Annotated in this window: 24 protein-coding genes and 1 pseudogene; 11 read left to right on the top strand and 14 right to left on the bottom strand. The window is 55.5% G+C overall.

The features are described 5' to 3' along the window. Positions 1-110 precede the first annotated feature (110 nt). From LJU29_RS00410 to rimA, 6 genes are all read right to left on the bottom strand, one after another. A complete protein-coding gene (locus LJU29_RS00410) occupies positions 111-359 on the bottom strand; it encodes a TIGR02647 family protein (RefSeq protein WP_002555822.1) in 249 nt (82 codons plus the stop codon). A gap of 217 nt (positions 360-576) precedes the next feature. Next, the gene (locus tag LJU29_RS00405; protein ID WP_005743165.1) at positions 577-852 is read right to left on the bottom strand and encodes a hypothetical protein; all 276 of its coding nucleotides are present in this window, start codon (positions 850-852) and stop codon (positions 577-579) included. Positions 853-943: 91 nt separating this feature from the next. After that, positions 944-2,275, bottom strand: coding sequence for a glutamate/aspartate:proton symporter GltP (gltP, locus tag LJU29_RS00400; protein ID WP_002555824.1), 1,332 nt, complete (start codon positions 2,273-2,275; stop codon positions 944-946). 456 nt (positions 2,276-2,731) lie between these two features. Beyond that, positions 2,732-3,637 (bottom strand): 30S ribosomal protein S6--L-glutamate ligase, encoded by a 906-nt coding sequence (gene rimK, locus LJU29_RS00395; RefSeq protein WP_003318100.1) that lies wholly within the window; start codon positions 3,635-3,637, stop codon positions 2,732-2,734. Continuing rightward, a complete protein-coding gene (gene rimB / locus LJU29_RS00390) occupies positions 3,634-4,110 on the bottom strand; it encodes a retropepsin-like aspartic endopeptidase RimB (RefSeq protein WP_002555826.1) in 477 nt (158 codons plus the stop codon). Before rimB ends, rimK begins: the two co-directional genes overlap by 4 nt. A 16-nt stretch (positions 4,111-4,126) precedes the next feature. Further along, positions 4,127-4,909, bottom strand: a complete 783-nt coding sequence (gene rimA / locus LJU29_RS00385) for a S6 modification regulatory phosphodiesterase RimA (RefSeq protein WP_002555827.1) — start codon at positions 4,907-4,909, stop codon at positions 4,127-4,129. A gap of 170 nt (positions 4,910-5,079) precedes the next feature. On the opposite strand from rimA, the gene LJU29_RS00380 reads away from it, so the two are divergent. From LJU29_RS00380 to LJU29_RS00370, 3 genes are all read left to right on the top strand, one after another. Then, complete coding sequence (locus tag LJU29_RS00380; protein WP_002555828.1) at positions 5,080-5,487, top strand: RNA-binding S4 domain-containing protein; 408 nt, start codon at positions 5,080-5,082, stop codon at positions 5,485-5,487. Between the two features lie 171 nt (positions 5,488-5,658). Further along, positions 5,659-6,561, top strand: a complete 903-nt coding sequence (hslO, locus tag LJU29_RS00375; RefSeq protein WP_004663183.1) for an Hsp33 family molecular chaperone HslO — start codon at positions 5,659-5,661, stop codon at positions 6,559-6,561. A 179-nt stretch (positions 6,562-6,740) separates the two neighbouring features. Beyond that, positions 6,741-8,285: a phosphoenolpyruvate carboxykinase gene (locus LJU29_RS00370; protein WP_257111520.1), complete on the top strand. Its 1,545-nt coding sequence runs from the start codon at positions 6,741-6,743 to the stop codon at positions 8,283-8,285. 44 nt (positions 8,286-8,329) lie between these two features. Here the strand turns inward: LJU29_RS00370 and LJU29_RS00365 are convergent, their stop codons facing one another. The 3 genes from LJU29_RS00365 to LJU29_RS00355 form a co-directional block, all read right to left on the bottom strand. Then, entirely contained in the window at positions 8,330-9,694 is a 1,365-nt protein-coding gene (locus LJU29_RS00365; RefSeq protein WP_257111519.1) for a hypothetical protein, read from the bottom strand. Continuing rightward, positions 9,681-10,118 carry a hypothetical protein gene (locus LJU29_RS00360; protein ID WP_257111518.1) on the bottom strand — a complete coding sequence of 146 codons (438 nt, stop codon included), beginning with the start codon at positions 10,116-10,118 and terminating at the stop codon, positions 9,681-9,683. Before LJU29_RS00360 ends, LJU29_RS00365 begins: the two co-directional genes overlap by 14 nt. Positions 10,119-10,388: 270 nt before the next feature. Further along, entirely contained in the window at positions 10,389-10,736 is a 348-nt protein-coding gene (locus tag LJU29_RS00355; RefSeq protein WP_257111517.1) for a hypothetical protein, read from the bottom strand. A gap of 507 nt (positions 10,737-11,243) precedes the next feature. Here LJU29_RS00355 and LJU29_RS00350 point away from each other — a divergent pair. Both LJU29_RS00350 and LJU29_RS00345 read left to right on the top strand, forming a co-directional pair. Further along, a complete protein-coding gene (locus LJU29_RS00350) occupies positions 11,244-11,480 on the top strand; it encodes a DUF6124 family protein (RefSeq protein WP_057401471.1) in 237 nt (78 codons plus the stop codon). A gap of 184 nt (positions 11,481-11,664) precedes the next feature. Continuing rightward, the gene (locus tag LJU29_RS00345; RefSeq protein ID WP_257111516.1) at positions 11,665-12,168 is read left to right on the top strand and encodes a GNAT family N-acetyltransferase; all 504 of its coding nucleotides are present in this window, start codon (positions 11,665-11,667) and stop codon (positions 12,166-12,168) included. A gap of 15 nt (positions 12,169-12,183) precedes the next feature. Here LJU29_RS00345 and LJU29_RS00340 read toward each other — a convergent pair whose 3' ends face one another. The 5 genes and pseudogenes from LJU29_RS00340 to LJU29_RS00320 all read right to left on the bottom strand — a co-directional run bounded on the left by LJU29_RS00340 (position 12,184) and on the right by LJU29_RS00320 (position 16,501). After that, on the bottom strand, positions 12,184-12,756 hold the full coding sequence (locus LJU29_RS00340) for a hypothetical protein (protein ID WP_257112903.1): 573 nt from the start codon (positions 12,754-12,756) through the stop codon (positions 12,184-12,186). 138 nt (positions 12,757-12,894) lie between these two features. Then, positions 12,895-13,602 carry a hypothetical protein gene (locus LJU29_RS00335; protein ID WP_257112902.1) on the bottom strand — a complete coding sequence of 236 codons (708 nt, stop codon included), beginning with the start codon at positions 13,600-13,602 and terminating at the stop codon, positions 12,895-12,897. A 129-nt stretch (positions 13,603-13,731) separates the two neighbouring features. Next, positions 13,732-14,180: pseudogene (locus LJU29_RS00330) on the bottom strand (hypothetical protein). Positions 14,181-14,629: 449 nt separating this feature from the next. Continuing rightward, positions 14,630-15,343, bottom strand: coding sequence for a cupin domain-containing protein (locus LJU29_RS00325; protein ID WP_257111515.1), 714 nt, complete (start codon positions 15,341-15,343; stop codon positions 14,630-14,632). 300 nt (positions 15,344-15,643) lie between these two features. Beyond that, complete coding sequence (locus tag LJU29_RS00320; protein ID WP_257111514.1) at positions 15,644-16,501, bottom strand: GNAT family N-acetyltransferase; 858 nt, start codon at positions 16,499-16,501, stop codon at positions 15,644-15,646. Here LJU29_RS00320 and LJU29_RS00315 point away from each other — a divergent pair. The 6 genes from LJU29_RS00315 to LJU29_RS00290 all read left to right on the top strand — a co-directional run bounded on the left by LJU29_RS00315 (position 16,433) and on the right by LJU29_RS00290 (position 22,636). Further along, a complete protein-coding gene (locus LJU29_RS00315; RefSeq protein WP_257112925.1) occupies positions 16,433-16,864 on the top strand; it encodes a hypothetical protein in 432 nt (143 codons plus the stop codon). The genes LJU29_RS00320 and LJU29_RS00315 overlap by 69 nt on opposite strands. Before the next feature lie 171 nt (positions 16,865-17,035). Beyond that, the gene (locus tag LJU29_RS00310) at positions 17,036-17,704 is read left to right on the top strand and encodes a haloacid dehalogenase type II (RefSeq protein WP_002555961.1); all 669 of its coding nucleotides are present in this window, start codon (positions 17,036-17,038) and stop codon (positions 17,702-17,704) included. A gap of 66 nt (positions 17,705-17,770) precedes the next feature. Then, positions 17,771-19,045 (top strand): NAD(P)/FAD-dependent oxidoreductase, encoded by a 1,275-nt coding sequence (locus LJU29_RS00305; RefSeq protein ID WP_005782355.1) that lies wholly within the window; start codon positions 17,771-17,773, stop codon positions 19,043-19,045. A 90-nt stretch (positions 19,046-19,135) separates the two neighbouring features. Beyond that, positions 19,136-20,773 (top strand): ABC transporter substrate-binding protein, encoded by a 1,638-nt coding sequence (locus LJU29_RS00300; protein ID WP_257111513.1) that lies wholly within the window; start codon positions 19,136-19,138, stop codon positions 20,771-20,773. Positions 20,774-20,804: 31 nt separating this feature from the next. After that, entirely contained in the window at positions 20,805-21,761 is a 957-nt protein-coding gene (locus LJU29_RS00295) for an ABC transporter permease (protein WP_002555958.1), read from the top strand. Further along, positions 21,758-22,636 (top strand): ABC transporter permease, encoded by an 879-nt coding sequence (locus LJU29_RS00290; RefSeq protein WP_257111512.1) that lies wholly within the window; start codon positions 21,758-21,760, stop codon positions 22,634-22,636. The genes LJU29_RS00295 and LJU29_RS00290 overlap by 4 nt, the downstream gene beginning before the upstream one ends. Position 22,637 lies beyond the last annotated feature (1 nt).

The raw sequence follows: 22,637 nt of genomic DNA, 5'->3' as shown, positions 1-22,637 counted from the left end.
GAGAAAAGGATTCAGTCGGGTTGTTATTCTGACGCCAGAATCCTGTATCGACCGGCGTTCAGATAAGTGAAGGGCCTGCCACGCTTTTTTGTGCGCAGGCCCTGCGCCTGTCAGGCAGCTTGTTTGGAAACGTTGAGGATGGTCAACAGTGATTGGGCATGTTGAGCGGCCTCAAGCCCGAGGCTGGTCAGATAACCGCCATCGACCTGGGTCGTCAGTCCTTTATCGAAGAGTCTTTTTGCTGCTGCAACGGCAGTGGGTGCCGCTACATGGTGGACTTTCAGGCCTTCCTGGGTGTTTCCCAGATTGAACAGTGCAAGGATTTCCAGTTCGGCAACCAACTCAGGGGTATACGACATAGGTACTCCAGACTTTTTGTAGTAGTACGACCTCGCCGGCTGGCGGGTGTGCTCTGGAATCGACGTGTCCAATCTGCGCTCGTCGGTTCTGGATGACCGTTGAAGCCGGTTTGGCGTGGCAGCCCCGGAGGATCATGCGGCAGCGGGGCATTTGCAGTGTAGTCAGCGTCTGGAGTGTTTGCAGCATATATCTTGCTGGCACGACCTGACCGCAAGGTTACTTTTCCGGGGGCAGATCGGGCAGGGCCCGCAGGGCTGCTTCGTACCATTGCGTATCGAACGGACGGTCCTGCTCCAGCAAGGCGTCGATTTCGATGGCCAGGACGTGCGCCATCATTTCGAGAATGTCTTCACGCTCGTACTTAACCAGGGTAAGCATGTTGAAAACAGCCTTGGCCGCTGGCGGATTACCGGATTCGATCTGGTTCTCGATGGCTTCGATCAGGGTCGAGGCGGCAAATTCTTCTTCGTCATTGTCGAGTGCGTCGTTCATGTTCATTCCTCTGGTAAGGCAGGCAGTCTAACCGGCGACCTGAAAACAACAAACCCCGGAGGTCCGGGGTTTGTCAGCACATTGGCGAAGATCAGTCAGCCGTCGGCTGGCCCATCGGTACAGGTTCCTTGCTGCGCCAGTGCGGCAGGGAGTTCCAGTAGCGCTCGCCCTTTTCATCGTCGTACATGCCTTCCCAGCGCGAGATGACCAGTACGGCCAGCGCGTTGCCGATCACATTCAGGGCCGTACGCGCCATGTCCATGATCCGGTCGACACCGGCAATAAACGCCAGGCCTTCCAGCGGGATACCGGCGCTGCCCAACGTTGCCAGCAGTACCACGAAGGAAACACCCGGCACACCCGCGATACCTTTGGACGTGACCATCAGGGTCAGAACCAGCATCAGCTGCGCGCCAATCGACAGGTCAATGCCATACAGCTGGGCAATGAAGATCGCCGCAATGCTCTGATAAAGCGTAGAACCGTCGAGGTTGAACGAGTAGCCCGTCGGCACCACGAAGCTGCAGATCGCCTTCGGCGCGCCGTAGGCTTCCATTTTCTGGATCACGCGTGGCAGTACGGTTTCGGAGCTGGCGGTGGAGTAGGACAGAATCAGCTCGTCCTTGAAGATGCGCATCAGCCTGATCACCGAGAAGCCGAACGCCCGAGCGATCAGCCCCAGCACCACGAAGGCAAAGAAGGCGATGGCCACGTACACCAGAATCACCAGCTTGGCGAGCGGCAACAGGGAGGCGAAACCGAAGTTGGCGACGGTCACCGCAATCAGCGCGAACACGCCGATCGGCGCGTAGTTCATGATCATGTGCGTGACCTTGAACATGGTTTCCGAGACGCCCTGAAACAGCTTCACCAGAGGCTCACGGACCTCTGCCTGCAGGCTGGAAAGCCCGAGACCGAACAGCACTGAAAAGAAGATGATCGGCAGCATCTCGCCACGCGCCATGGCAGCAAAGATGTTGGACGGGATCAGGTTGAGAATGGTCGCGATAAACGCGTGATCATGCTGAACTTCGGCCGTTGTCTGCTGGTATTTGGAGATATCCACCGTACCCAGCGTGCTCATGTCGATACCCGTGCCCGGATGGAACACATTGGCCAGCACCAGGCCCACCAGAATGGCGATGGTGGTCACGACTTCGAAATAGAGGATGGTCTTCAGACCGATGCGCCCCAGTTTCTTGGCGTCGCCCACACCCGCGATGCCTACAATCAGCGATGCGACAACGATAGGGATAACGATCATCTTGATCAGACGAATGAAGATATCGCCCGCAGGCTGCAGGAGATTGGTGATCCACCAGGCCTTCTCGGCGCTGAAATGGTTGAGCAGCGCACCCACCGCGATACCCAGTACCAGTCCGATAAGAATCTGCCAGGCCAGACTCAGCTTTGCCTTCTTCATATTATTACCCTTGTTCAAAGTGGCTTGGGCAAGTCCAAGACCGATGCGCCGAGCGTGCTTTTCAAAGCAGTTTCAGGGCAGGGGATCCCTTTGGAAATGTCCCGAGAAGGTCACCGCAGACGAGCATCCCGGCTCTGTAGCAGGCGAAAAAAGTCGCAACTATTCCCATGGCACGCGCATACGTCTAATGCCGTAAACGACTACCTCATGCTCAATCGGCATACAAATAAGCAGAAATGTGTTGATTTATGTCGCGAGGCGAGAGGGCGATTCGGCGCGAAGGTGGCTAAAACGTCGTCTTCGGCCTGATGGAGAGAAGCGGGTTTGCAGAAAGAAGATAGCGCTGCTGAATCGATTACTCGGCGCATTTAACAGATGTACGGTAGTGAAGTGCCCAGGCCAGCTTATCCGCAGACAAGCTCATGGCCTGAGCGATTGAGTCGAGTCGCCGCCCTGTCAGCCTTTTCCTTTGGTGCGGGTCATGTGCGGGCCGCTGTTTTTCTCCAGATACTCGATAATCATCCCGGCCACATCCTTGCTGGTGGTGACTTCAATGCCTTCCAGGCCAGGTGACGAGTTGACCTCCATCACCAGCGGGCCGTGATTGGAGCGCAGAATATCCACACCCGCCACACTCAAGCCCATGACCTTGGCTGCACGCAATGCAGTCATGCGTTCTTCCGGGGTGATCTTGATCAGGCTGGCACTGCCGCCACGGTGCAGGTTGGAGCGAAACTCGCCCGGTTTGGCCTGACGCTTCATCGAGGCGATGACCTTGTCACCGACAACGAAGCAGCGAATATCGGCACCGCCCGCTTCCTTGATGTACTCCTGCACCATGATGTCCTGCTTGAGACCCATGAAGGCTTCAATCACCGATTCGGCTGCCGTAGCGGTTTCGCACAGCACCACGCCGATGCCCTGAGTGCCTTCCAGCACCTTGATGACCAGCGGCGCACCGTTGACCATCTGGATCAGGTCGGGAATATCGTCAGGCGAGTGGGCAAAGCCTGTCACCGGCAAGCCGATGCCCCGACGTGACAGCAGTTGCAGCGAGCGCAACTTGTCGCGCGAGCGGGCAATGGCGACCGACTCATTGAGCGGAAACACGCCCATCATTTCAAACTGACGCAACACCGCACAGCCATAGAAAGTCACCGAGGCACCGATGCGCGGAATCACCGCATCAAAGCCCTCCAGAGGTTTGCCGCGATAGTGGATCTGCGGCTTGTGGCTGGCGATGTTCATATAGGCGCGCAGGGTGTCGATCACCACCATCTCATGGCCACGCTCGATGCCAGCTTCGACCAGACGACGGGTGGAATACAGACGCGGATTACGCGAAAGCACAGCGATCTTCATGCAACACCTGAGGAAGTAGAGGCCGGGAACACCGGCTTGTCTTGTACGTAAGTTATGCCCGGATTGACCACCAGTTGGCCGTCGATCAGCGCTTTGGAGCCCAGCAGCAGTCGATAACGCATCGACTTGCGGCAAGCCAGTGTGAATTCCACTGGCCAGATACGATCACCCAGGGCCAGCGTGGTGCGAATGACGTAACGCACCTGCGCGTGGCCGTTGGAGCTTTTAATGGTTTTCATGGCGACCAGTTGCGCCTCGCAGCGGCGATGCCGCAACTGAACCACAGTGCCCAGATGCGCGTTGAAGCGCACCCATTTCTGGCCATCGCGCTCAAAAGGTTCGATTTCGGTGGCATGCAGGCTTGACGTGCTCGCACCGGTATCGATTTTTGCACGCAGGCCCGCCACCCCCAGGTCGGGAAGCGCTACCCACTCGCGCAGGCCGATGACTGTCAGATGGTCGAATGTTTTCAATGCAATTCCGTATGTCTCAAGACTTCTGCCAGACGTCAGGTGCTATCTGCGCTAGGGCTTTGAATGCAGGTTTGGCGAACAGATAGCCCTGCATCAGGAAAATGCCGCAGTCGGCTAGAAAGTCCCGCTCCTCAACCTGCTCTATACCTTCGGCAATGAGCTTAATCCCCAAGTCCGAACACATTGTGACAACACCCCGAACAATAGCCTGACGCGCGCGATCACGATGAATGTCGCGAATCAGGTTCATGTCGAGCTTTATCAGGTCTGGCTGAAAGTCCGCGAGCAGCGTCAGCCCGGAATACCCGGCACCGAAATCATCGATGGCGGTCATGAAGCCGAACTCGCGATACTCGCGCAGAATATTGCTCAAGTGCCCGTTGTTATCCACATGCTCGCTTTCGATTGTTTCGAAAATCAAACGCTCGACAGGAAAGTCATGCTGCCTGGCGGCCTCCAGCGTGCTGCGGATACACAGCTCGGGACGATACACGGCGTTGGGCAAAAAGTTGATCGATAAACGCTCGTTCATGCCCAGTTTCGCGGCACCGGCGATGGCGGTGGTCCGACAGGCCTGATCGAAGCGGTAGCGGTTCTGGTCGTTGACCTGACTCAGAACGGACATCGCACCTTCGCCATTGGGGCCACGAACCAGCGCCTCGTGAGCGAAAATCGACTGGTCGTGAAGGTTCACGATCGGTTGATACGCGTAGTCAAACGAGAAATCCAGTTCCGGACTGCCCGTGCATCCGGCGCACCCTTTTCTGGGGGCGGTCAACGAAGTTGGAAAATCTGTCACGTCGCGCTCCATGTAGGGGTCGGGCAATGAAAAGGGGAATAGCTGTTTTTGACAAGCAAGGATCGGTTACTTCATGTTCGTGTGGGTATGTACACATCAGGCGAGCGACGCAGTCGCGTTTCCTGATGAGCCCGATAACGTTCAGACTGCTGCACTGATGAGGAATTCAAATGGCGCAAAAGCCGGAAGAAGATGACAAGGTCCGTCTGGATAAATGGCTGTGGGCCGCACGTTTTTTCAAAACACGCGCATTGGCCAAAGCAGCTATCGAAAGCGGCAAGGTGCACTGTCGCGGCGAACGTTGCAAGCCCGGCAAGGAGCCTCGTCCAGGCGACGAGTTTCAGATTCGCATGGGCTTCGATGAGCGCACGATAGTGGTCGAGGCGTTGTCCACCGTTCGCCGGGGTGCGCCTGAGGCGCAGACGCTGTATAGCGAGACACCGGACAGCATCGCCAAAAGAGAAAGCGCGGCCGCTCAGCGCAAGGCTGGCAACCTGGGTGTAACTACCGACGGAAAGCCCACCAAGAAGCAACGCCGGGAGCTTTTTGGTTTCCGTGCCAGCCACAACAACGACTGAAAACAGCGCATGGCGGCTCCGGCGATCAGCCCGAACGGCCAACCCGCTTGGAAGCGCACCGGATAGCTCCTAAAATGCCGGTCAATCCGCATGGCCACGGCGCTTTCGAGTGCCGGACGGTGCTTGCTCAGCCGCGTGCCATCCAATGTCATTACTTCAGATACCTTCCCTATGCATGATTTACCGGACACCGATTTCACCCAGCGCTTCATCTTCGACGAAAGCGACGTTCGTGGAGAACTGGTAGCCCTTGAACGCAGTTATGCCGAAGTACTCGCCAAGCACCCGTACCCGGAGCCGGTCGCGCAGTTGCTGGGAGAACTGATGGCTGCCGCCGCTCTGCTGGTCGGTACCCTCAAGTTCGACGGACTGCTGATTTTGCAGGCGCGCTCCAGCGGCGCTGTACCGCTGCTGATGGTCGAATGCTCCAGCGAACGTGAGCTGCGCGGCATCGCCCGCTATGACGAAACGCTCATCACGCCAGACGCTGGCCTGCAGGACCTGATGCCTGACGGTTCGCTGGCATTGACTGTCGACCCGCACAAGGGCAAGCGCTATCAGGGCATCGTGGCGCTGGATGGCGTCGACCTGTCGGAAAGCCTCTCTAACTACTTCGTGATGTCCGAGCAGTTGGGCACCCGTTTCTGGCTCAAGGCTGACGGTCATCGCGCCCGCGGCCTGCTGCTGCAGCAACTGCCTGCCGCACAGATCACCGACCCGGAAGAGCGCGATGCCAGCTGGGAACATGTCATTACCCTCGCCAGCACCCTGACTGCCGAAGAAATGCTCGGCCTGGACAACCAGACTATTTTGCATCGCCTGTATCACGAAGACCCGGTGCGCCTGTTCGACGCCCAGCCAATCTGTTTTCGCTGCAGTTGCTCGCGCGAGCGCTCGGCCAACGCATTGGTCAGTCTTGGCCTGGAGGACGCGCAGCAACTGGTCATCGAGCACAACGGCAGCATCGAGATCGACTGTCAGTTCTGCAACGAGCGCTACCTGTTCGATGCCACTGACGTTGCACAGCTGTTTGCTGGCGGCGGTGTCGATTCGCCATCTGACACGCGCCATTGATCAACGCGTAAAGCCCCTCAGAATACGGTATGGGCCCTTGTAATGCTGTTCTGACAGGAGGGTCCTACCATTTCTGGGCATTTCTGGCATAATCCGGCCCACTTTTACGCTGTAGTAGTGGTTGTTTTTTTACTACAAAACCGTTTGGAGCACTCGGCTACAGGCCGACGGGGAACCTCATGACGCAAATCAACAACGCTGTGCACACCGATCTGAGCACCGACGAACTGGTCAAGGAAGCCCTTGCCCGTAACGAAGGCGTACTTTCCGACACTGGCGCACTGGTTGTGGAGACAGGCCATCGTACTGGCCGTTCGCCGGTCGATCGTTTCATTGTTGAAGAGCCGAGCACCCAGGACGCCATCGCCTGGGGCCCGATCAACCGCAAGTTTCCGGCCGAGAAATTCGACGCCTTGTGGAACCGTGTCGGTGCATACCTGGCCGAGCGCGAGCGCTTCGTTTCCCACGTTCATGTAGGCTCCGATCCTGCGCACTACCTGCCCGTCAAGATGACCACCGAAACTGCGTGGCACAACCTGTTCGGCCGTTGCCTGTTCATCAACCCTGAACAGTACAACCCGGCTGGCAAGGACGAGTGGGAAATCCAGAACGCGCCATGGTTCGTCTGCGACCCTGAGCGTGACGGCACCAACTCCGACGGCACCGTGATCATCAACTTCGCAGCCCGCAAGGTGCTGATCGCAGGCATGCGTTATGCCGGCGAAATGAAGAAAGCCATGTTCTCGGTACAGAACTTCCTGCTGCCAGCTTCGGACGTGCTGCCGATGCACTGCGCCGCCAACATGGGCGAAGAGGGCGATGTAACCCTGTTCTTCGGCCTGTCCGGCACCGGCAAGACCACCCTGTCCGCCGATGAAAGCCGTTACCTGATCGGTGACGACGAGCACGGCTGGGGCGAAGGTGTGGTGTTCAACATCGAAGGCGGTTGCTATGCCAAGTGCATCGACCTGTCCGAGAAGAACGAGCCGGTCATCTGGAAAGCCATTCAGCACGGCGCCGTACTGGAAAACGTCGTACTCGATCCGGTCACCAAAAAAGCCGACTACGCCGACAGCAGCCTGACCCAGAACAGCCGTGCGGCCTACCCGCGTGAACTGATCGAAAAACGCGCACCGAAAAACCTCGGCGGCGAGCCAAACGCCGTGATCTTCCTGACCTGCGACCTGACCGGCGTCCTGCCACCGGTTTCGATCCTCAGTGAAGAACAGGCTGCCTACCACTTCCTGTCGGGTTACACCGCACTGGTCGGTTCGACCGAAATGGGTTCGGGATCGGGCATCAAGTCCACCTTCTCCACCTGCTTCGGCGCCCCGTTCTTCCCGCGTCCGGCTGGCGAATACGCTGAACTGCTGATCAAGCGCATCCGCGGCTTCAAATCCAAGGTCTACCTGGTCAACACCGGCTGGACCGGCGGTGGCTACGGTGTAGGCAAGCGCTTCAACATCCCGACCACCCGTGGCGTGATCGCAGCGATCCAGAGCGGCGCACTGATCGGTGCAGAAACCGAGCACCTCGACACCATCAACCTCGACGTACCGAAATCGGTACCCGGCGTCGACACCGGCCTGCTCAACCCACGCAACACCTGGGCTGACAAAGCTGCCTACGACGAAGCCGCCAAGACCCTGGCTGGCCTGTTCGTGGAGAACTTCAAGAAGTTCGACGTGAGCGATGCCATCAAGGCTGCGGGTCCGAAGTTGTAATAGAAAATATCGAAAATAAAACCGCCTACTAAGGCGGTTTTATTTTATCTGAAAAACCTAGTTATAAATTCTTTTGTAGCGTAAACCAGCCTTGATTGAGAAATAGCCATTAAAATCATAATAGCCATAGTCAAAGTATAAATGGTGATCGCATAGGACTTTGAGCGATTATATGCCTTAACCGCATCTTTAAAGGGTCGCGTTGATAAATCCTTAAACTCTGAAATTGGAATTAGATAATTAACTTTTTTACTCCACAAAAATCTAGACCTTGTCAGGGATATTATGTAGGCGCGATTTGTACTTATTGTTATTGATAGGCTCGCCGCCAGCCAAAGAACACTAAATACTAATAGAAAACTAGACTCGATTGACGCTTCCTTCACCGCAAGTATTTTTATACTTACAGTCCCAATGGCAATAGCTATATCCCTGAATAACGTCGACGTGAGAGCATGTGTGCGATCAATTATCTTCGAGGACTCTTCAGCAATAATTTTTCTTAAATCCGCAATGGCTTTTAGTGTCTCGGATGATTTGCTATGCAAATGAGCCTTGTAATCGTTTTTTGAATTTTCCAGCACCCTAGATGCCACTCGGTTAAAAAACTCAGGCCAAGTTTCAAGCTTTCTACGTCGCTCGCTAGCTATCCTGGAAGAAAAGCTATGACGTATATCTACTTCTCGATCGACATCCAGTATCCAACTTGTACTTTCCACAACTTTTAAAGTATCAAACGGAATTTTGTCGGTTTTTTCGTCGTATTCTATTTCTAGTTTTTGAGGACCAGAGAAAACCAAGTTCAAAGCTAAGTTTTTTTTCCAAACCTCAGTGCAAAAAATTAAGCTTGAGCATGGAATAGCTATTTCCTCCCAAACGCGAAAAGCTTCACTTAATGCATCAGGCCTAGTACGAAGAGTCCAGAACTTTAGATGCTCAACTAATGCACCACCTGTGGAGTCACGGATAAAATTCCTAGGATCGATAAGCAAATGGCTTATATCATCGGCACTCTGATCCTCACTCCATATTTTAAAATTGCAGCTTCGCGAGGAAAACTCTGAAAATACAAAAAACAAATAAATAATATTGCTTCTTTGAACCTTGTCATTTTTTAGCGATCTTCGCAGACCGCTAACTGTAAAAAAAACTGTAGAAGTCCCCCTAGGCAGCTTTGATGTTTTGAGATTGGCACTAGAGCCAACCAGCTGTCCGCTAGCGTCGGGCAGAGGGAATTTTTCACCTTCCTCGGTTCTGCATTCAAGCGTAAAAAAATTTTTATATGAGTCAGCAAAATCGTTTAATGTACAAATATCACTTGCAGACAATGCTGGAAGCTCAAATATAACTTGCTCATGGCTTTCAGTCGACGAGATCGAACGCGCTGTTAATAAGTTAAAGTCTTCCATTGAATTCGTCATCTACAATATATTGCAGGGTGGAGACAATGATTTTCTTTGTACTGTCTGAATCATCAAATTCAATATCGCCGCTATCGACATGTTCTTGGGTGTATATAATCTTCACACCTTCATATGTTTCCTTTATCTTTTTTGTAGATTTAGGATAATAATTTTCAGGTATTTTTATTATCGAGGCACTAATTTTTTGCTTTTTAAGCTCTTTTGTAAAGCTGGACAATATTTTTTCGTCCGAATGAAGCTCTCCAAACATAGCAGTCAATAGGTTTTCTGGATGCTCGGGGTTGAATAATTTTATAGATGATATAGCTTCTTTAGCTGTTATCTTCAAGCTGCTAATTATTGACGATGGGACTATGTTCTTATTAGACTTGGCAGTGTTTGAAAGCGCAGTTAATAGTCGATCAGTCAATGTCTCGTGCGTGAATTCTCGTGACACGTCAAGAAAAGCTTTAAACTTTTCTGTGATATCACCATTTTTCTCACTCCGATCAATGCATATCAACTTCCCAGTATCTCCGTTTATTTTTATAAGTGCAGATTTCTGTAGCGCTTTTTTGTCCTGAACAAAAGTATTGAGAATTAAATCTAAGATTGGCTTTGTTTTTCCGTCTTCGGTTTGAAGGGTTTTATACGAAATAACTTTAATGTCATCATATTTTATAATTGCAGCGTACCGCTCTTAATCGCTTTTTATCTGCAGCAACATGAGTACACCAGGGATAAGACGTTTATCACTCTCATAAAGCTTTTGAAAGCGTTCTGCGAGAATCTGCGAGCAATCTACGAACGCATGAGGACTATCAAGCGCCTGTTGAATTTGAGTTTGCACACCAGATGCGGGGTTGAAGTTATAACTTGTGCCTTGCGATGTTTCGATGAGTCTAGAGATGAAAAACTCAGAGTGTACGCTGGGGTCTTCAACTTCTGTAAGGATTTTTGGAGCTTTTAAATCAGGCCCAATTATGTGAAAAATCACTCGCTCTACAGTCGAGATCTGACTGATATTAATATCTTCGGTAGTGCTCATTATTCAACCTTCGTGGGCATTTTTTAAACAGCGCCTCGTTTGGGGCGATTCGTTCCGCTTCGTTAGCGAGAGTTGGATCCAATAGTAATCCTAAAAGGCAGCTAATCGCCACTACGTATTGATGTCGCTGTTTTCGCCAACGACGGTCTCTTTTCATTGGTATGACGGGCCTGTGAAAATGTCACAAATCCGAAAGACATCTCTCTATCCCTTGTGCGAAATTTCCTAGATCATCCAGCCTGCTTGCGCTTGGTTTCTCCTGGATCTAGCCTGCGTCTCGTCACTGCACATTCAGTGACCGGGCGTGAGAACCCGTCCTTGAGTAGGCGCATCACTCTGCCAGCTATCGTCGATTTCTATTGGCGCATGCTTCATGGCGGCTGTGTGCAGGCAGACCCCGGTCTGGCCGGATGCCTACTGTTCGGTTTCTCACCCTGTACATAGCTGCCACCTTTTTGTTGTGTGAGAACAACGAAAGATGGCTTTCAGTACAGTAGGAGCAAAGCCATGGTCAAACTCACTCCAGACCCTCCCTCCAATCTTGAAGAAACGCTTATACGCATATCCGACTTGATGCGTTGCGCTGCAGCCACGGCGCATGAGGCCGGTGATCAGCTCAATGGGCAGGGCCGAGACCTAACGTTAACCGTCATCTATTTGCTTGATATGGCGCAGATGTTGATCGAGCCATCAATCGCAGGTGTCGGAAGGTGTCCACCGCCGGGGTTGGAGAAGCAAGACTGATCGCCTGATTCAAAGGCAACCGTCTTAGGCGTAAGGTCGCCGAAGCCATGTTGTAATTAAACATCTTCGTATCCGTCCCCACATGCGGACCCCGTAAATGCTCATGAAGACGCTCCGACTTGTCGGGGCGTTTGCTTGTCTGGAATACTCATTTCCATTTGTGACGATGGCAAGGAGGTGGTTTGTGACAGCGACCGGAATTCAGGTACGTCGTTTTGTGCCGAACGATGAGCAAGGTGTGTCGGCATTGATCCTGCCCATCCAGCGTGAAGAATTCGGTATCCCCATCACCGCCGAGGATCAGCCTGATCTGAAGGCGATTCCCACGTTTTACCAGACCGGCACAGGTGATTTCTGGGTCGCGGTGCAAGGTGATCAGGTCGTCGGCAGCATCGCGCTCAAGGACATCGGCTCAGGGCAGGCAGCGCTGCGCAAGATGTTCGTTGCCGCGCCGTTTCGCGGCAAAGAGTTCTCGATTGCAGCCAGGCTGCTGGACCGTTTGATCGAAGAGTCGACTCGCAAAGGCGTGACCGAAGTGTTTCTGGGTACAACCGACAAATTTCTCGCCGCACATAGATTTTATGAGAAGCACGGTTTCCAGGAGATCGCAAAAGAGGATCTGCCTGCGAGCTTTCCGCTAATTGCGGTGGACAGCAAGTTCTACGTGCTGGGTCTGAACCCTGAGTAAAGCTGTGGCCGCAGCTCAGCCCAACGGATTAAACCCGCTCGCCGCACTGCAATAGCGTTGGCGAGTGGCGGATTCAGCGAGACGCTTGCACTGCTCCTTGAAATACACCTTGGCACCCTTGCGACACTCCCGGTATTCAATTGAGCCTCTATGCCAGTTACGGCACACGCTGGTGCCGTCGATTTGAGCATCTGTAACGATCCATTCAGCGTGATAGGTGCGCTTCCTGTCCCACTGCCACACAACGGCCGACTCAACGAATTGCGCCGCTGCGAGCCTTGGCTGCGGCCTTTGCTGTTGTGCCTTGTAGTGGCTCATGTAGCTCGCAGACACCATGCCCTGTGCGGTTGAATTTCGAACTGTCTCTTGGCCTTTGCCAAATCGACAGGTAGCGACTGTTTCGTCGATGAGATTATCCGGTCCCATGCACTCAGACAGCGTTTGGGGGCGGCCCGGCGTCTCGTGCAGTGGTAGCGGAGCAACGGCTGAAGCGTCGGCATCGACGAAAGCAGAAGATAGCGCAGGCGCGGCATCGATTGTTTTCGGCAAATGCCGGTAATGAAACAGGCCGTAAGCGCACAGCCCCATCAGTAAAAGCACCATCAATAGATAGTGCTGGAACGTCGGAGCACTCCTTGACTTGCGGCGCTGAGCACGCGCAATTGTGTCTTCCTCGTCGACACTCAAGTTCTCGGAAGCGTTACGGCGATTCTTCATGTCTTGCAATCAAGCCTCCTGAATATCTGACTGGCTTTTCAGCGCGTTGAAAATGTCCATGGCCGAGCTGTCGTCCGATGTGATGAGCGCGGCGTAATTGGCGGGGTATTGTGCTTTTTCTATGGGTGGCAGCTGGTCATAGTGGGCGAGAAGCATGACCAGTGTTTGAGTGCTTTTGCCGGTTTCGTTGTATTCGTCGGTATACCTTTGGCATATGGCCCTTTTCCATACTTGCTCTTGAGAGTAGTTTTCGGAGTACGCGGCCTTTCTTTCGTTTATTGTGAAGTCGCCACCCTCGTCATAAATAATCAACCTCAGTTGATCCTGAGATAAACCCGCGAATGGATTTTTTCCTGCTCCGTTGTTGAACGAAGTCGCTTGCACGGCTCTTTCGAGCAATGCAGGGTCGTCCGTATCCGGAATCTCTGCGTCGTGCAGTTTTCTATTGGCGTAATAGCTGTTGCCTGCAACTTTATCACTAATATTTTTTGCCAAGCCCCCCAGGTTTTTGAGGTCATTACTGCTGTCGCGAGCCTGAGCTCGTGCTGCGCTGCTACTTAATTGAGCGGACAATGTCGAGAAGGTGGCGCCATCAATGGCGAGTGCAGAATCAAGTTCTTTTAGGCTGGAGATTAAAGGCGTGGCGGAGGTGCTTTTCTCGACAGCTTTTAGTGCGGTTTTATTGGTGAGGTGTGTGAGGGATATCGTATCAATCATGCTGCGTCCTCGCGGCAGGGGCCAATCCATGGCTTTATATTCACTCTTTGTATCGGCCCAGCCAGACACCGCTTTAGTTTTCCGCTGAAAAGCGTGCGTATCAAAATGCGACACGCACGCTCCGGGGGCTTATTTCATAGTGAATTCAGCAGCCCACGCGTAGGTGGACAGATTGGTGGCGCGAGACGTCGCCGCGCAGACAGCGCCGCCTTCAGAATTTGCAGTCCGGTTCCATTTCGGCACCTTGGCCCCGCCTGCACCGGGAAGCTTTATAAAGGTGGTCGAGAATACGCAAACCTTGGACCCCATGACGTAGCGAACACTGGCGTAGCTGGTATCCGGCGAGAGAGTGCTTTGCATCGAGTAAGTATCTGAACCTCCCGGGGGACTGCAGAGTTAATCGGTGATTTAGCATTCAGCCGGGCAGATATCTCATTACGCGTAACGGGTTTATACTCCGCCACCTCGGAGCCCAGGTTTTTAAATGTAACAGTAACTGCTGGTCCCGCTTGCGCCGTAACGCTGGTGCACAGTGTTGCAAAAGCAAGGGAAGCCAATAAGGTCTTGTTGGTTTTCATAGGGAATAATCCTTGAGTTAAATGAGTAATTTCATATTGATTTTGAATAAGGTAAACGCGAGACGAAACGGGGCAGCGGTCGTTCGTGCCCATACGGATCGTTCAGCTTATAGCGTGTCGCGGAGGGTTAGGAAGTCGTGCGCACAGTGAATGCGTCGGTCAGATAAAGTATCTCCAGTCAACATGATAGATAAAGGTTAAGCGATGCATAAAGCGCATGACTGCCTTGATGGGCCCGTCAGGAGCAAGTTTTAACTTGCTGAAATTCGTTGTTGTTTTTTAACACAAGCGACACGGAAGGCAAGTAGGAAACTTCTGATTCTTCGTGCATTGGCGAAAGAAATTTTTAATTCTTGTCTTTTAGCGCTGCATTGGATTAACTGCGCTGGCGAGAGCTAAACATGTAAGTATATTGCGCCCTACAAGGCTGAAGGGCGCAATAACTTTCTTCACGTCACCGCATAAAACTTGCGCACATACCCCGTGCTGGTCCATTTGCAGGGCGCGCCCTGGGCGACGAATACGGTATCGCCGGTATTCACACTCAGGCTCGGGCCGTTTTCCAGGCTCAACACTACGCTGCCTTCGATCAGGTTCATCAGTTCATGGATCTTTTGCGGCCGCGAGATGCGCTCGTAGGGGGTGGAGTCCCACACGCCGATGCGCAGGGTGCTGGCGCTGTCTTCGAAGAGGTTGTTGCTGCGGCATTGCGGCAGTGCGCTGATCATGATCGCCGGGTCTGGCGGTGACGACGGCGTGAGCATGGCGAGGCGGTCGAGCGCGGTGACACCGGGTTTGTCGGGGCCATTGGCCTGAGTGGATACGCAGAACGCCCAGAGGCTGTCCGGTTGCGCTTCGATACGTACTTGCGTGCCACGACCGATCACGGCACTTTCGCCGGTGCTGATGGTGATGCTGCCGGTGCCAGAGGTCAGCGTTACGCTGCCGCGATGCATCACCAGCATTTCGGTGTAGGGGTAGGCCTCTATCGAGAGCGCCGTACCCAATTCAACGATGCCAGCCGCAATACCCTGTTCATCGACAAATGCCGTGCGGCGGCCACTGTCGAACGGGTCATGCGCATCAATGGGGCCGGTGGTGAATTCGGTATCTACCGGGCTGAGGTCAGCGCGGGCCAATAGCAGGACTGTGGGGTGGGGCATTGGGTTGGGCTCCTGGATGAGAATTTATGATTCATCGATGATCGTTCCAACGCGGTGCGCTTGGCGTTATACCCAACTCTTGTGGGAGCGGACCGGGCGACGCTTCGCTCGTTCGCGAAAGGGCCGGTATATTCTTCGAAAATATATCGCCTGAATTACCGTCTTCGCGAACAAGTTCGCTCCCACTGCAGGTTTCTGCCCAGCCTGCCACTGCGGTTTCAGCCCCGCTTTTAGAGCTCATCCGCACTTTTGTGTAACGCTGAGCGCAGAGCGTTGGCACGATGATGTTTTTCCGGGCGATCAGCCGATCGCCTGGGTAATCAGCGCAAACTGGCGCACGCCCTGGCTGGCTTGCGGAACTGCGCCCATGCTCATGCAGGTCACGCTATCGACACGCTTGAGGCCGGCTTCGTCCAGCCAGTCGGCCAGGCCGCAGTCGGTCGGGATGTCGATGCGTACAAAGGCGTAAGGCACTTTGGCCAGCAGTTGCTCGATCATGTGCCTGGCCTGTTCCACCGTCTGGGCGACGACAGGGCCGATGCACAGGCCACGGCCGAACGGACGCAACAGGGCAAAAGCCTGCAACTGGCCATCGCGTTCGATGCCGACTGCGTGCTCAAGGTTATTCAGCACATCGCCCAGCGTTACCGAACGGTCCATACCCGAACCGGCATTGGCCAGTTCCAGCACGCGAGCATGGTCAGCCTCGCTCAACGCACGACTGCTTTCCTGTGCTTTCAATGCGGTTGTGTCAGGCAGTTGTGCCTGCCCCTGACGCTGTTGAACCTCCCCAAAACTGACGAAGCCCATTTTTTCGTACAGCGGGGCGCCGGCAAGTGTTGCATTGAGGATGGCGGTGCGTGGCGGCACGCAGCCGACAGCAAGCTCCATCAATTTGCGGCCAATGCCCTTGCCTTGATAGTCGTCGCTGACAATCACCAGACCGATAGTGGAAAACTCGCCCTGATGGCAGGCGAAGGCACTGCCGATCAAGCGACCGTTGTGTACTGCAACAAAGCCTTGGGCGACCCGTTGCAGCATGGCCCAGTCTTCCAGTCGATGCGGCCACTTCAGGGCAATGGATAACTCATGAGCGTTACCGACATCGGCTGCGTTCATGGGGCGAAATTCAAAGTCGAGGCGTTGCTGAGCGAGCATGACGTGTCTCCGTCCAGAAGGATGCACCGGCAAATAAAAGGCTGCGGCAGGCTTGCTGTATCCCACCTGCTGCGGGCGCTGACAAGAGGTCTGCAAGCATTCGGCAGATTCCACAAACCGCCGTTCTCCAGACCACAGTTACTGCTTAAATCGGGTGGGCACCCGGCAGCAAATGCTTGTGGTTTTTCTTCGGTTTCAGGCTCTTTATATAGCCGCCGGAATTTGCTGCTCACAGATCACTGGCGCGGCGCAGTTTCTGCGGTGCAAACCCGCGTGTTTGAGCCCGAGCGCCCTGAAAAGGGTCAAAAAAGCGCCGAAAACCGGGCTCTGCCCAAGGCTGGAGCGCCCCGCAAAGTCTGCTGAGCGCGCACCTCAAAACGGTGGTTTCTATCAAGCAGCCATCACTTTTAACGCCATATGCTGATTTCACGGTGTTGTAATGAGGTTGTGCTGCAGCGTGCATCACCGCCCTTGGAAATGAGGCCGGATTGCTCGTCATGCCATGACCTCAACGAACTTTCAGGACCGCACACAATGAGCTTTCTTCGACCAAAATTCATTACGTTCGACTGCTACGGCACGTTGACCAATTTCCACATGGGCACCATGACGCGCGAGCTCTTCGCCGACCGCGTACCGGCCGAACAGATGGATCAGTTCGTCAAGGATTTTTCGGCGTATCGTCTGGATCAGGTCATGGGTGACTGGATGCCGTACGACGAAATTCTCAAGGTTGCACTGGCTCGCACCTGCAAGCGCTGGAACGTTGAATACCGCGAAGAAGGCCAGCTGTATTACGACGCCGTGCCGACCTGGGGCCCACACGCCGATGTGCCCGCCGGTCTGTCGAAAATCGCCGACAAGATCCCGTTGGTGATTTTCTCCAACGCCAGCGACAGCCAGATCATGTCCAACGTCGAAAAGCTCGGCGCGCCGTTCCACAAGGTGTTCACCGCTGACCAGGCCAAGGTCTACAAGCCACGTCTGGCTGCGTTCGAATTCATGCTCGACAACCTGGGTTGCGGCCCGGAAGACATCTTGCATGTGTCTTCAAGCTTCCGTTACGACCTGTTTTCCGCACACGACATGAAAATCAAGAACAAGGCATTCGTGGCTCGCGGTCATGAACAGCCAGCCAACAGCTTCTACGAATACCACCAGATCCCGGACATTGGCGGGCTGGCCGGGCTGGTCGGCCTCTAAACCGGACAACTCGCGCAACACCGGCATTTTTCAAGGTGCTCTTCTATGAGTGACAAGGGGAACAGAATGCGCAGTGAGTCTTACTGGCTCGATACGGCTCCAGACTTTACCGGCGCGCAGGACGGCGCAGTGGAGGGGCAGGCTGACGTTGTGGTGGTCGGTGGCGGTTTCACCGGTCTTGCGGCGGCGCGTGCATTGGCCTTGAAAGGTGCCAGCGTGGTGGTTCTGGAGGCTGGCCGGGTGATCGGCGAAGCGTCGGGCCGCAACGGCGGACAGTGCAATACCGGTGTGGCTCAGGACTACGCATCGTTGAGCGCGACCCTGGGGGCCGATCAGGCCCGCGAGTATTACAAGGCTTATGAAAGTGCGGTGCAGAGCGTGGTCACGGTGATCGAGCAGGAAAACATCGCCTGCGACATCAAGCGTAACGGCAAGCTCAAGCTGGCGGCCAAGCCAGGACATTACGAAGGACTGGCGCGTACCTGCGAGCTGATTCGTCGTGAGGTGGATGCCGACGTAGAGTTGCTGTCCGCAGAGGACGTGCGCGGCGAAATCGATTCAAACGAATTCCACGGCGGCCTTTTGCAGCGCAACGGTGTGCAGATGCACGTTGGCCGTTTCGGCCTGGGCCTGGCCGATGCAGCCGTGCGCCACGGCGCAAAGGTGTATCAGGGTGCCACGGTGAAGGACTGGAAAGCCAACCGTGGCGGCTTCGTAGTCAACACCTCGAAAGGCTCCATTCAGGCCGGGCAGGTGTTACTGGCGACCGGTGCCTGCCAGCACGGCGGGTTGGGCTGGTATCGCCGACGCATCGTGCCGGTCGGCAGTTTCGTCATCGTTACCGAAGTGTTGCCGCAGGCGCTGATTGACCAGCTGTTTCCCAACCAGCGCGCTTACGTGACCAGCCGTTTGATCGGCAACTATTTCCGTCTGACCCCGGACAACCGCCTGCTGTTCGGCGGGCGGGCACGCTTCGCCATGTCCAATAGCAGTTCCGATGCCAAGAGCGGCAAGGTGCTGCAAGCGGCGATGGTGCAGATGTTTCCGCAACTGGCGCACGTCAAGGTCGACTACTGCTGGGGCGGACTGGTGGACATGACGTCCGACCGTCTGCCGCGTGCAGGCGAACACAACGGCGTCTTCTACTCGATGGGCTACAGCGGCCATGGTGTGCAGATGTCGGTGCACATGGGGCGGGTGATGGCTGAGGTCATGGAAGGCAAGGCGTTGGCCAATCCCTGGAAAGACCTGAACTGGCCAGCCATTCCCGGCCACTTCGGCAAGCCGTGGTTTCTGCCGCTGGTAGGCGCGTATTACCGCTATCAGGACAGCCGCCACTGAGTTTTTGTTTAACCGTCGTGTGTGCTTGAAGGACGCTCCGGCCAACCGTGAGCAACTCGGAATTTTCCCTTTTCGACAGGTAGAACTGATATGGCTGACAAAAAAACCGACTCCCAGCTGATCACAGGCCAAGACAGCCTGCGTGTTTTCGAAGGTCTCAATCGTGGTCTGTCGCGGCGCGATGCGCTGCGTATGCTGGGTGTTGCAGGTGTGGTTGCGGCGGGCTCCACCAGCCTGTTCGGCGCAGCGGGCAAGGTTTTTGCCGATGACGCCGATGCGCCTGTCAAAGGCAAGCCAAGCGGGCGCATTCGTGTAGCGGGCATGTCCAGCTCCACCGCTGACACACTTGATCCGGCCAAAGGCGCGCTGTCTACCGACTACGTTCGCCATTTCATGTTCTACAACGGTCTGACCCGTTTCGACAGCCATCTGGTTCCGCACATGGAGCTGGCCGAAAAGATCGAAAGCGACAACGCCACGGTCTGGACCGTAACCCTGCGCCAGGGCGTGACCTTCCACAACGGCAAGGCATTGACCGCTGGCGACGTGGTGTTCTCCCTGTCGCGCCACAAGGACCCGGCCACCGGTTCGAAAGTCCTGCCGCTAATGGCGCAGTTTTCCGAGATCAAGGCCACCGGCCCGCTGGAAGTACAGATCACCCTCAGCTCGCCAAACGCCGAATTGCCATCGATCCTCGCGGTTTCGCACCTGCTGATCGTGCCCGAAGGCACCACTGATTTCAGCAAGGGCATCGGTACCGGCCCGTTCACCGTCAAGGAATTCAACCCTGGCGTGCGCTCGGTCAGTGCGCGCAACCCTAACTACTGGAAGCCAGGCCTGCCGTACCTGGACGAGATCGAATTCATTGCCATTGCCGACGAGCCGTCGCGGGTCAACGCGCTGCTGTCCGGCGACGTGCACATGATCAACGAGGTCAACCCGCGTTCGACCACACGCATCGCGGCCAGCGCCAAGCACCGTGTTGTGGATGCGCCGTCCGGCAACTACACCGACCTGATCATTCGCCAGGACCAGATGCCCGGCAAGAGCCCGGAATTCACCGAGGCCATGAAGTACCTGCTGGACCGTGAGCAGGTCAAATCGGCCGTGTTCCGTGGCTATGCCCGCGTCGGTAACGACCACCCGATTGCGCCCGGCTCGCGTTACTTCAACACTGACCTGCCGCAACGCGCCTATGACCCGGAAAAGGCCAAATTCCTGCTCAAGAAAGCCGGCATGGAAAAAATCACCATGGCCGTAGCGGCATCGCCTGCTGCGACCGGTTCGGTGGACATCGCCGTGCTGCTGCAACAGTCGGCCAAACAGGCCGGGCTGACGCTCAACGTCAACCGCCTGCCGAGCGATGGTTACTGGTCCAACCACTGGATGAAGCACCCGCTGAGCTTCGGCAACATCAACCCGCGACCGAACGCCGACGTGATCTTCTCGCAGTTCTTCCAGTCCTCGGCACCGTGGAACGAATCCGGCTGGAAAAACGATCAGTTCGACCAGTTGCTGCTGCTGGCCCGCGGGGAAACCGACGACGCCAAGCGCGCCAAAATGTACGGCGACATGCAGACCCTGGTAAGCCAGAACTGCGGCATCGGCATCCCCGTGTTCATCAGCAACATCGACGGCGTGGACAAGCGCGTTCAGGGCTATTCCAGCAACCCGCTGGGCGGCTTCATGGGCTACATGTTCAGCGAGCAGGTTTGGCTGGACGCGTAAATGCAACGCTGAACCGAGCAGGAGGATGCAGATGAATAGCAACACACTCTGGTTGATCGTGCAGCGCTTCGGCGCGGCGATCGTGACGTTGTTGATCGTTTCCATCGTGGTCTTCGCCATTACGGCGGTGTTGCCTGGAGACGCGGCACAACAGGCCCTTGGGCAATTCGCGACGCCTGAACAGGTCGCCGCATTGCGTACAAAACTGGGCCTGGATCAGCCAGGTGTGGTGCGTTATCTGCATTGGTTGACCAACCTGCTCGGCGGCAACTTCGGTGAGTCGGTGTCCAACGCGATGCCGGTGTCCGAGCTGATTGCCGGGCGCTTTCCGAAAACCCTGATGCTGTCGGCAACCACCGCGCTGGTCTCGGTACCGCTAGCGCTGGCACTGGGCATTGGCGCAGCGATGTACCGCGGCAGCCGCCTTGATGGTGCGCTGAGTTTCATCACGCTGACCCTGGTGGCGGTGCCAGAATTTCTGGTGGCAACCCTGGCGGTGCTGATTTTCGCCGTTAACCTGGGCTGGCTATCGGCGTTGTCGTATGGCGGTGACGTCAGCTCGCCGTGGCAATTCATGCGCACTTACGCGTTGCCGGTGATGACGCTGTGCTGCGTGATCGTGGCGCAAATGGCGCGTATGACCCGCGCTGCGGTCATCGACCAACTGGACAGCCCGTATGTGGAAATGGCCCGCCTCAAGGGCGTCAGCCCGGTGCGTATCGTGCTGCGCCACGCCTTGCCCAACGCTATCGGGCCCATCGTCAACGCGGTGGCGCTGAGCCTTTCCTACCTGCTGGGTGGAGTGGTTATCGTTGAAACCATCTTCAACTATCCCGGCATCGCCAGCCTGATGGTCGACGCTGTAACCAACCGTGACATGGCGTTGGTTCAAGGCTGCACCATGCTGTTCTGCTCCGCTTACCTGGGTCTGGTGCTGATGGCCGACCTGTGTGCAATTCTTTCCAATCCGAGGCTGAGAACCCAATGACTCAATTCATTGCGAAATCGACGCCTGAAGCGCCGGCACCGGTGCTGCGCAAAAAAGCGTCCCGCCCCACCTCATGGCTTGGCCTGCTGGGCGCAACGGTGTGCTTCATCTGGCTGATGGTCGCGCTGTTCGGTCCTTGGCTTGCGCCACATGCTGTCGGCGAAGTGGTTTCCGACAACATGTTTGAAAACATGAGCGCGCTTTATCCGTTCGGCACTGATTACCTGGGCCGCGACATGCTCAGCCGGGTGCTGGTCGGCGCGCGCTTCACGGTGGGCCTGGCGCTGATTTCGGCGGTGCTGGCGAGCGGCATCGGCACGCTTTGCGCGCTGTTGTCAGTGGTCGCGCCAAAATGGCTGGACGAAATCATCAGTCGCCTGATGGACGCGTTCATCTCGATCCCCAGCAAAATGCTGGCGCTGATCATGGTCTCGGCGTTCGGCTCGTCCGAGGTGCTGCTGATCTGTACGGCGGTATTGAGCTACACGCCGGGAGCGTTTCGTATCGCGCGCAGCCTGGCGGTGAATATCGAAGCGCTGGAATACGTGCAAGTGGCGCGCACACGCGGCGAGGGTCGTATCTACATTGCCTGCCGGGAAATTCTGCCGAACATGCTCAACCCGGTCATGACCGACCTGGGGCTGCGTTTTGGCTTCATCGTGTTAATGCTCAGCGGCATGAGCTTTCTGGGGCTTGGTGTGCAGCCGCCCGATGCCGACCTTGGCTCGCTGGTACGCGAGAACATCGGCGGACTGAGTCAAGGCGCGCCGGCCATCGTGATCCCTGCGCTGGCCATCGGCACGCTGACCATCGGTGTCAACCTGTTCATCGACCGGCTCGCCTCACGGCGCGGTCGCCGCTCGGGAGGGCATTGAA

The organism is Pseudomonas ficuserectae, from assembly GCF_024584585.1.
Lineage (GTDB): Bacteria > Pseudomonadota > Gammaproteobacteria > Pseudomonadales > Pseudomonadaceae > Aquipseudomonas > Aquipseudomonas amygdali.
The sequence above is the reverse complement of the archived record's forward strand: the minus strand, read 5'-3'. Positions and strand labels throughout refer to the sequence as shown.

Coding starts and splice junctions, on each gene's coding strand:
- LJU29_RS00305 (WP_005782355.1), top strand. CDS start 17,771: ATGCGCAGTGAGTCTTACTGGCTCGATACGGCTCCAGACTTTACCGGC.
- gltP (WP_002555824.1), bottom strand. CDS start 2,275: ATGAAGAAGGCAAAGCTGAGTCTGGCCTGGCAGATTCTTATCGGACTG.
- LJU29_RS00315 (WP_257112925.1), top strand. CDS start 16,433: ATGAGCGTTACCGACATCGGCTGCGTTCATGGGGCGAAATTCAAAGTC.
- rimK (WP_003318100.1), bottom strand. CDS start 3,637: ATGAAGATCGCTGTGCTTTCGCGTAATCCGCGTCTGTATTCCACCCGT.
- LJU29_RS00320 (WP_257111514.1), bottom strand. CDS start 16,501: ATGCTCGCTCAGCAACGCCTCGACTTTGAATTTCGCCCCATGAACGCA.
- LJU29_RS00300 (WP_257111513.1), top strand. CDS start 19,136: ATGGCTGACAAAAAAACCGACTCCCAGCTGATCACAGGCCAAGACAGC.
- LJU29_RS00365 (WP_257111519.1), bottom strand. CDS start 9,694: ATGGAAGACTTTAACTTATTAACAGCGCGTTCGATCTCGTCGACTGAA.
- LJU29_RS00290 (WP_257111512.1), top strand. CDS start 21,758: ATGACTCAATTCATTGCGAAATCGACGCCTGAAGCGCCGGCACCGGTG.
- LJU29_RS00325 (WP_257111515.1), bottom strand. CDS start 15,343: ATGCCCCACCCCACAGTCCTGCTATTGGCCCGCGCTGACCTCAGCCCG.
- LJU29_RS00405 (WP_005743165.1), bottom strand. CDS start 852: ATGAACGACGCACTCGACAATGACGAAGAAGAATTTGCCGCCTCGACC.
- hslO (WP_004663183.1), top strand. CDS start 5,659: ATGCATGATTTACCGGACACCGATTTCACCCAGCGCTTCATCTTCGAC.
- LJU29_RS00350 (WP_057401471.1), top strand. CDS start 11,244: ATGGTCAAACTCACTCCAGACCCTCCCTCCAATCTTGAAGAAACGCTT.
- LJU29_RS00380 (WP_002555828.1), top strand. CDS start 5,080: ATGGCGCAAAAGCCGGAAGAAGATGACAAGGTCCGTCTGGATAAATGG.
- LJU29_RS00410 (WP_002555822.1), bottom strand. CDS start 359: ATGTCGTATACCCCTGAGTTGGTTGCCGAACTGGAAATCCTTGCACTG.
- LJU29_RS00340 (WP_257112903.1), bottom strand. CDS start 12,756: ATGGGGCTGTGCGCTTACGGCCTGTTTCATTACCGGCATTTGCCGAAA.
- LJU29_RS00335 (WP_257112902.1), bottom strand. CDS start 13,602: ATGATTGATACGATATCCCTCACACACCTCACCAATAAAACCGCACTA.
- LJU29_RS00310 (WP_002555961.1), top strand. CDS start 17,036: ATGAGCTTTCTTCGACCAAAATTCATTACGTTCGACTGCTACGGCACG.
- LJU29_RS00295 (WP_002555958.1), top strand. CDS start 20,805: ATGAATAGCAACACACTCTGGTTGATCGTGCAGCGCTTCGGCGCGGCG.
- LJU29_RS00370 (WP_257111520.1), top strand. CDS start 6,741: ATGACGCAAATCAACAACGCTGTGCACACCGATCTGAGCACCGACGAA.
- LJU29_RS00355 (WP_257111517.1), bottom strand. CDS start 10,736: ATGAGCACTACCGAAGATATTAATATCAGTCAGATCTCGACTGTAGAG.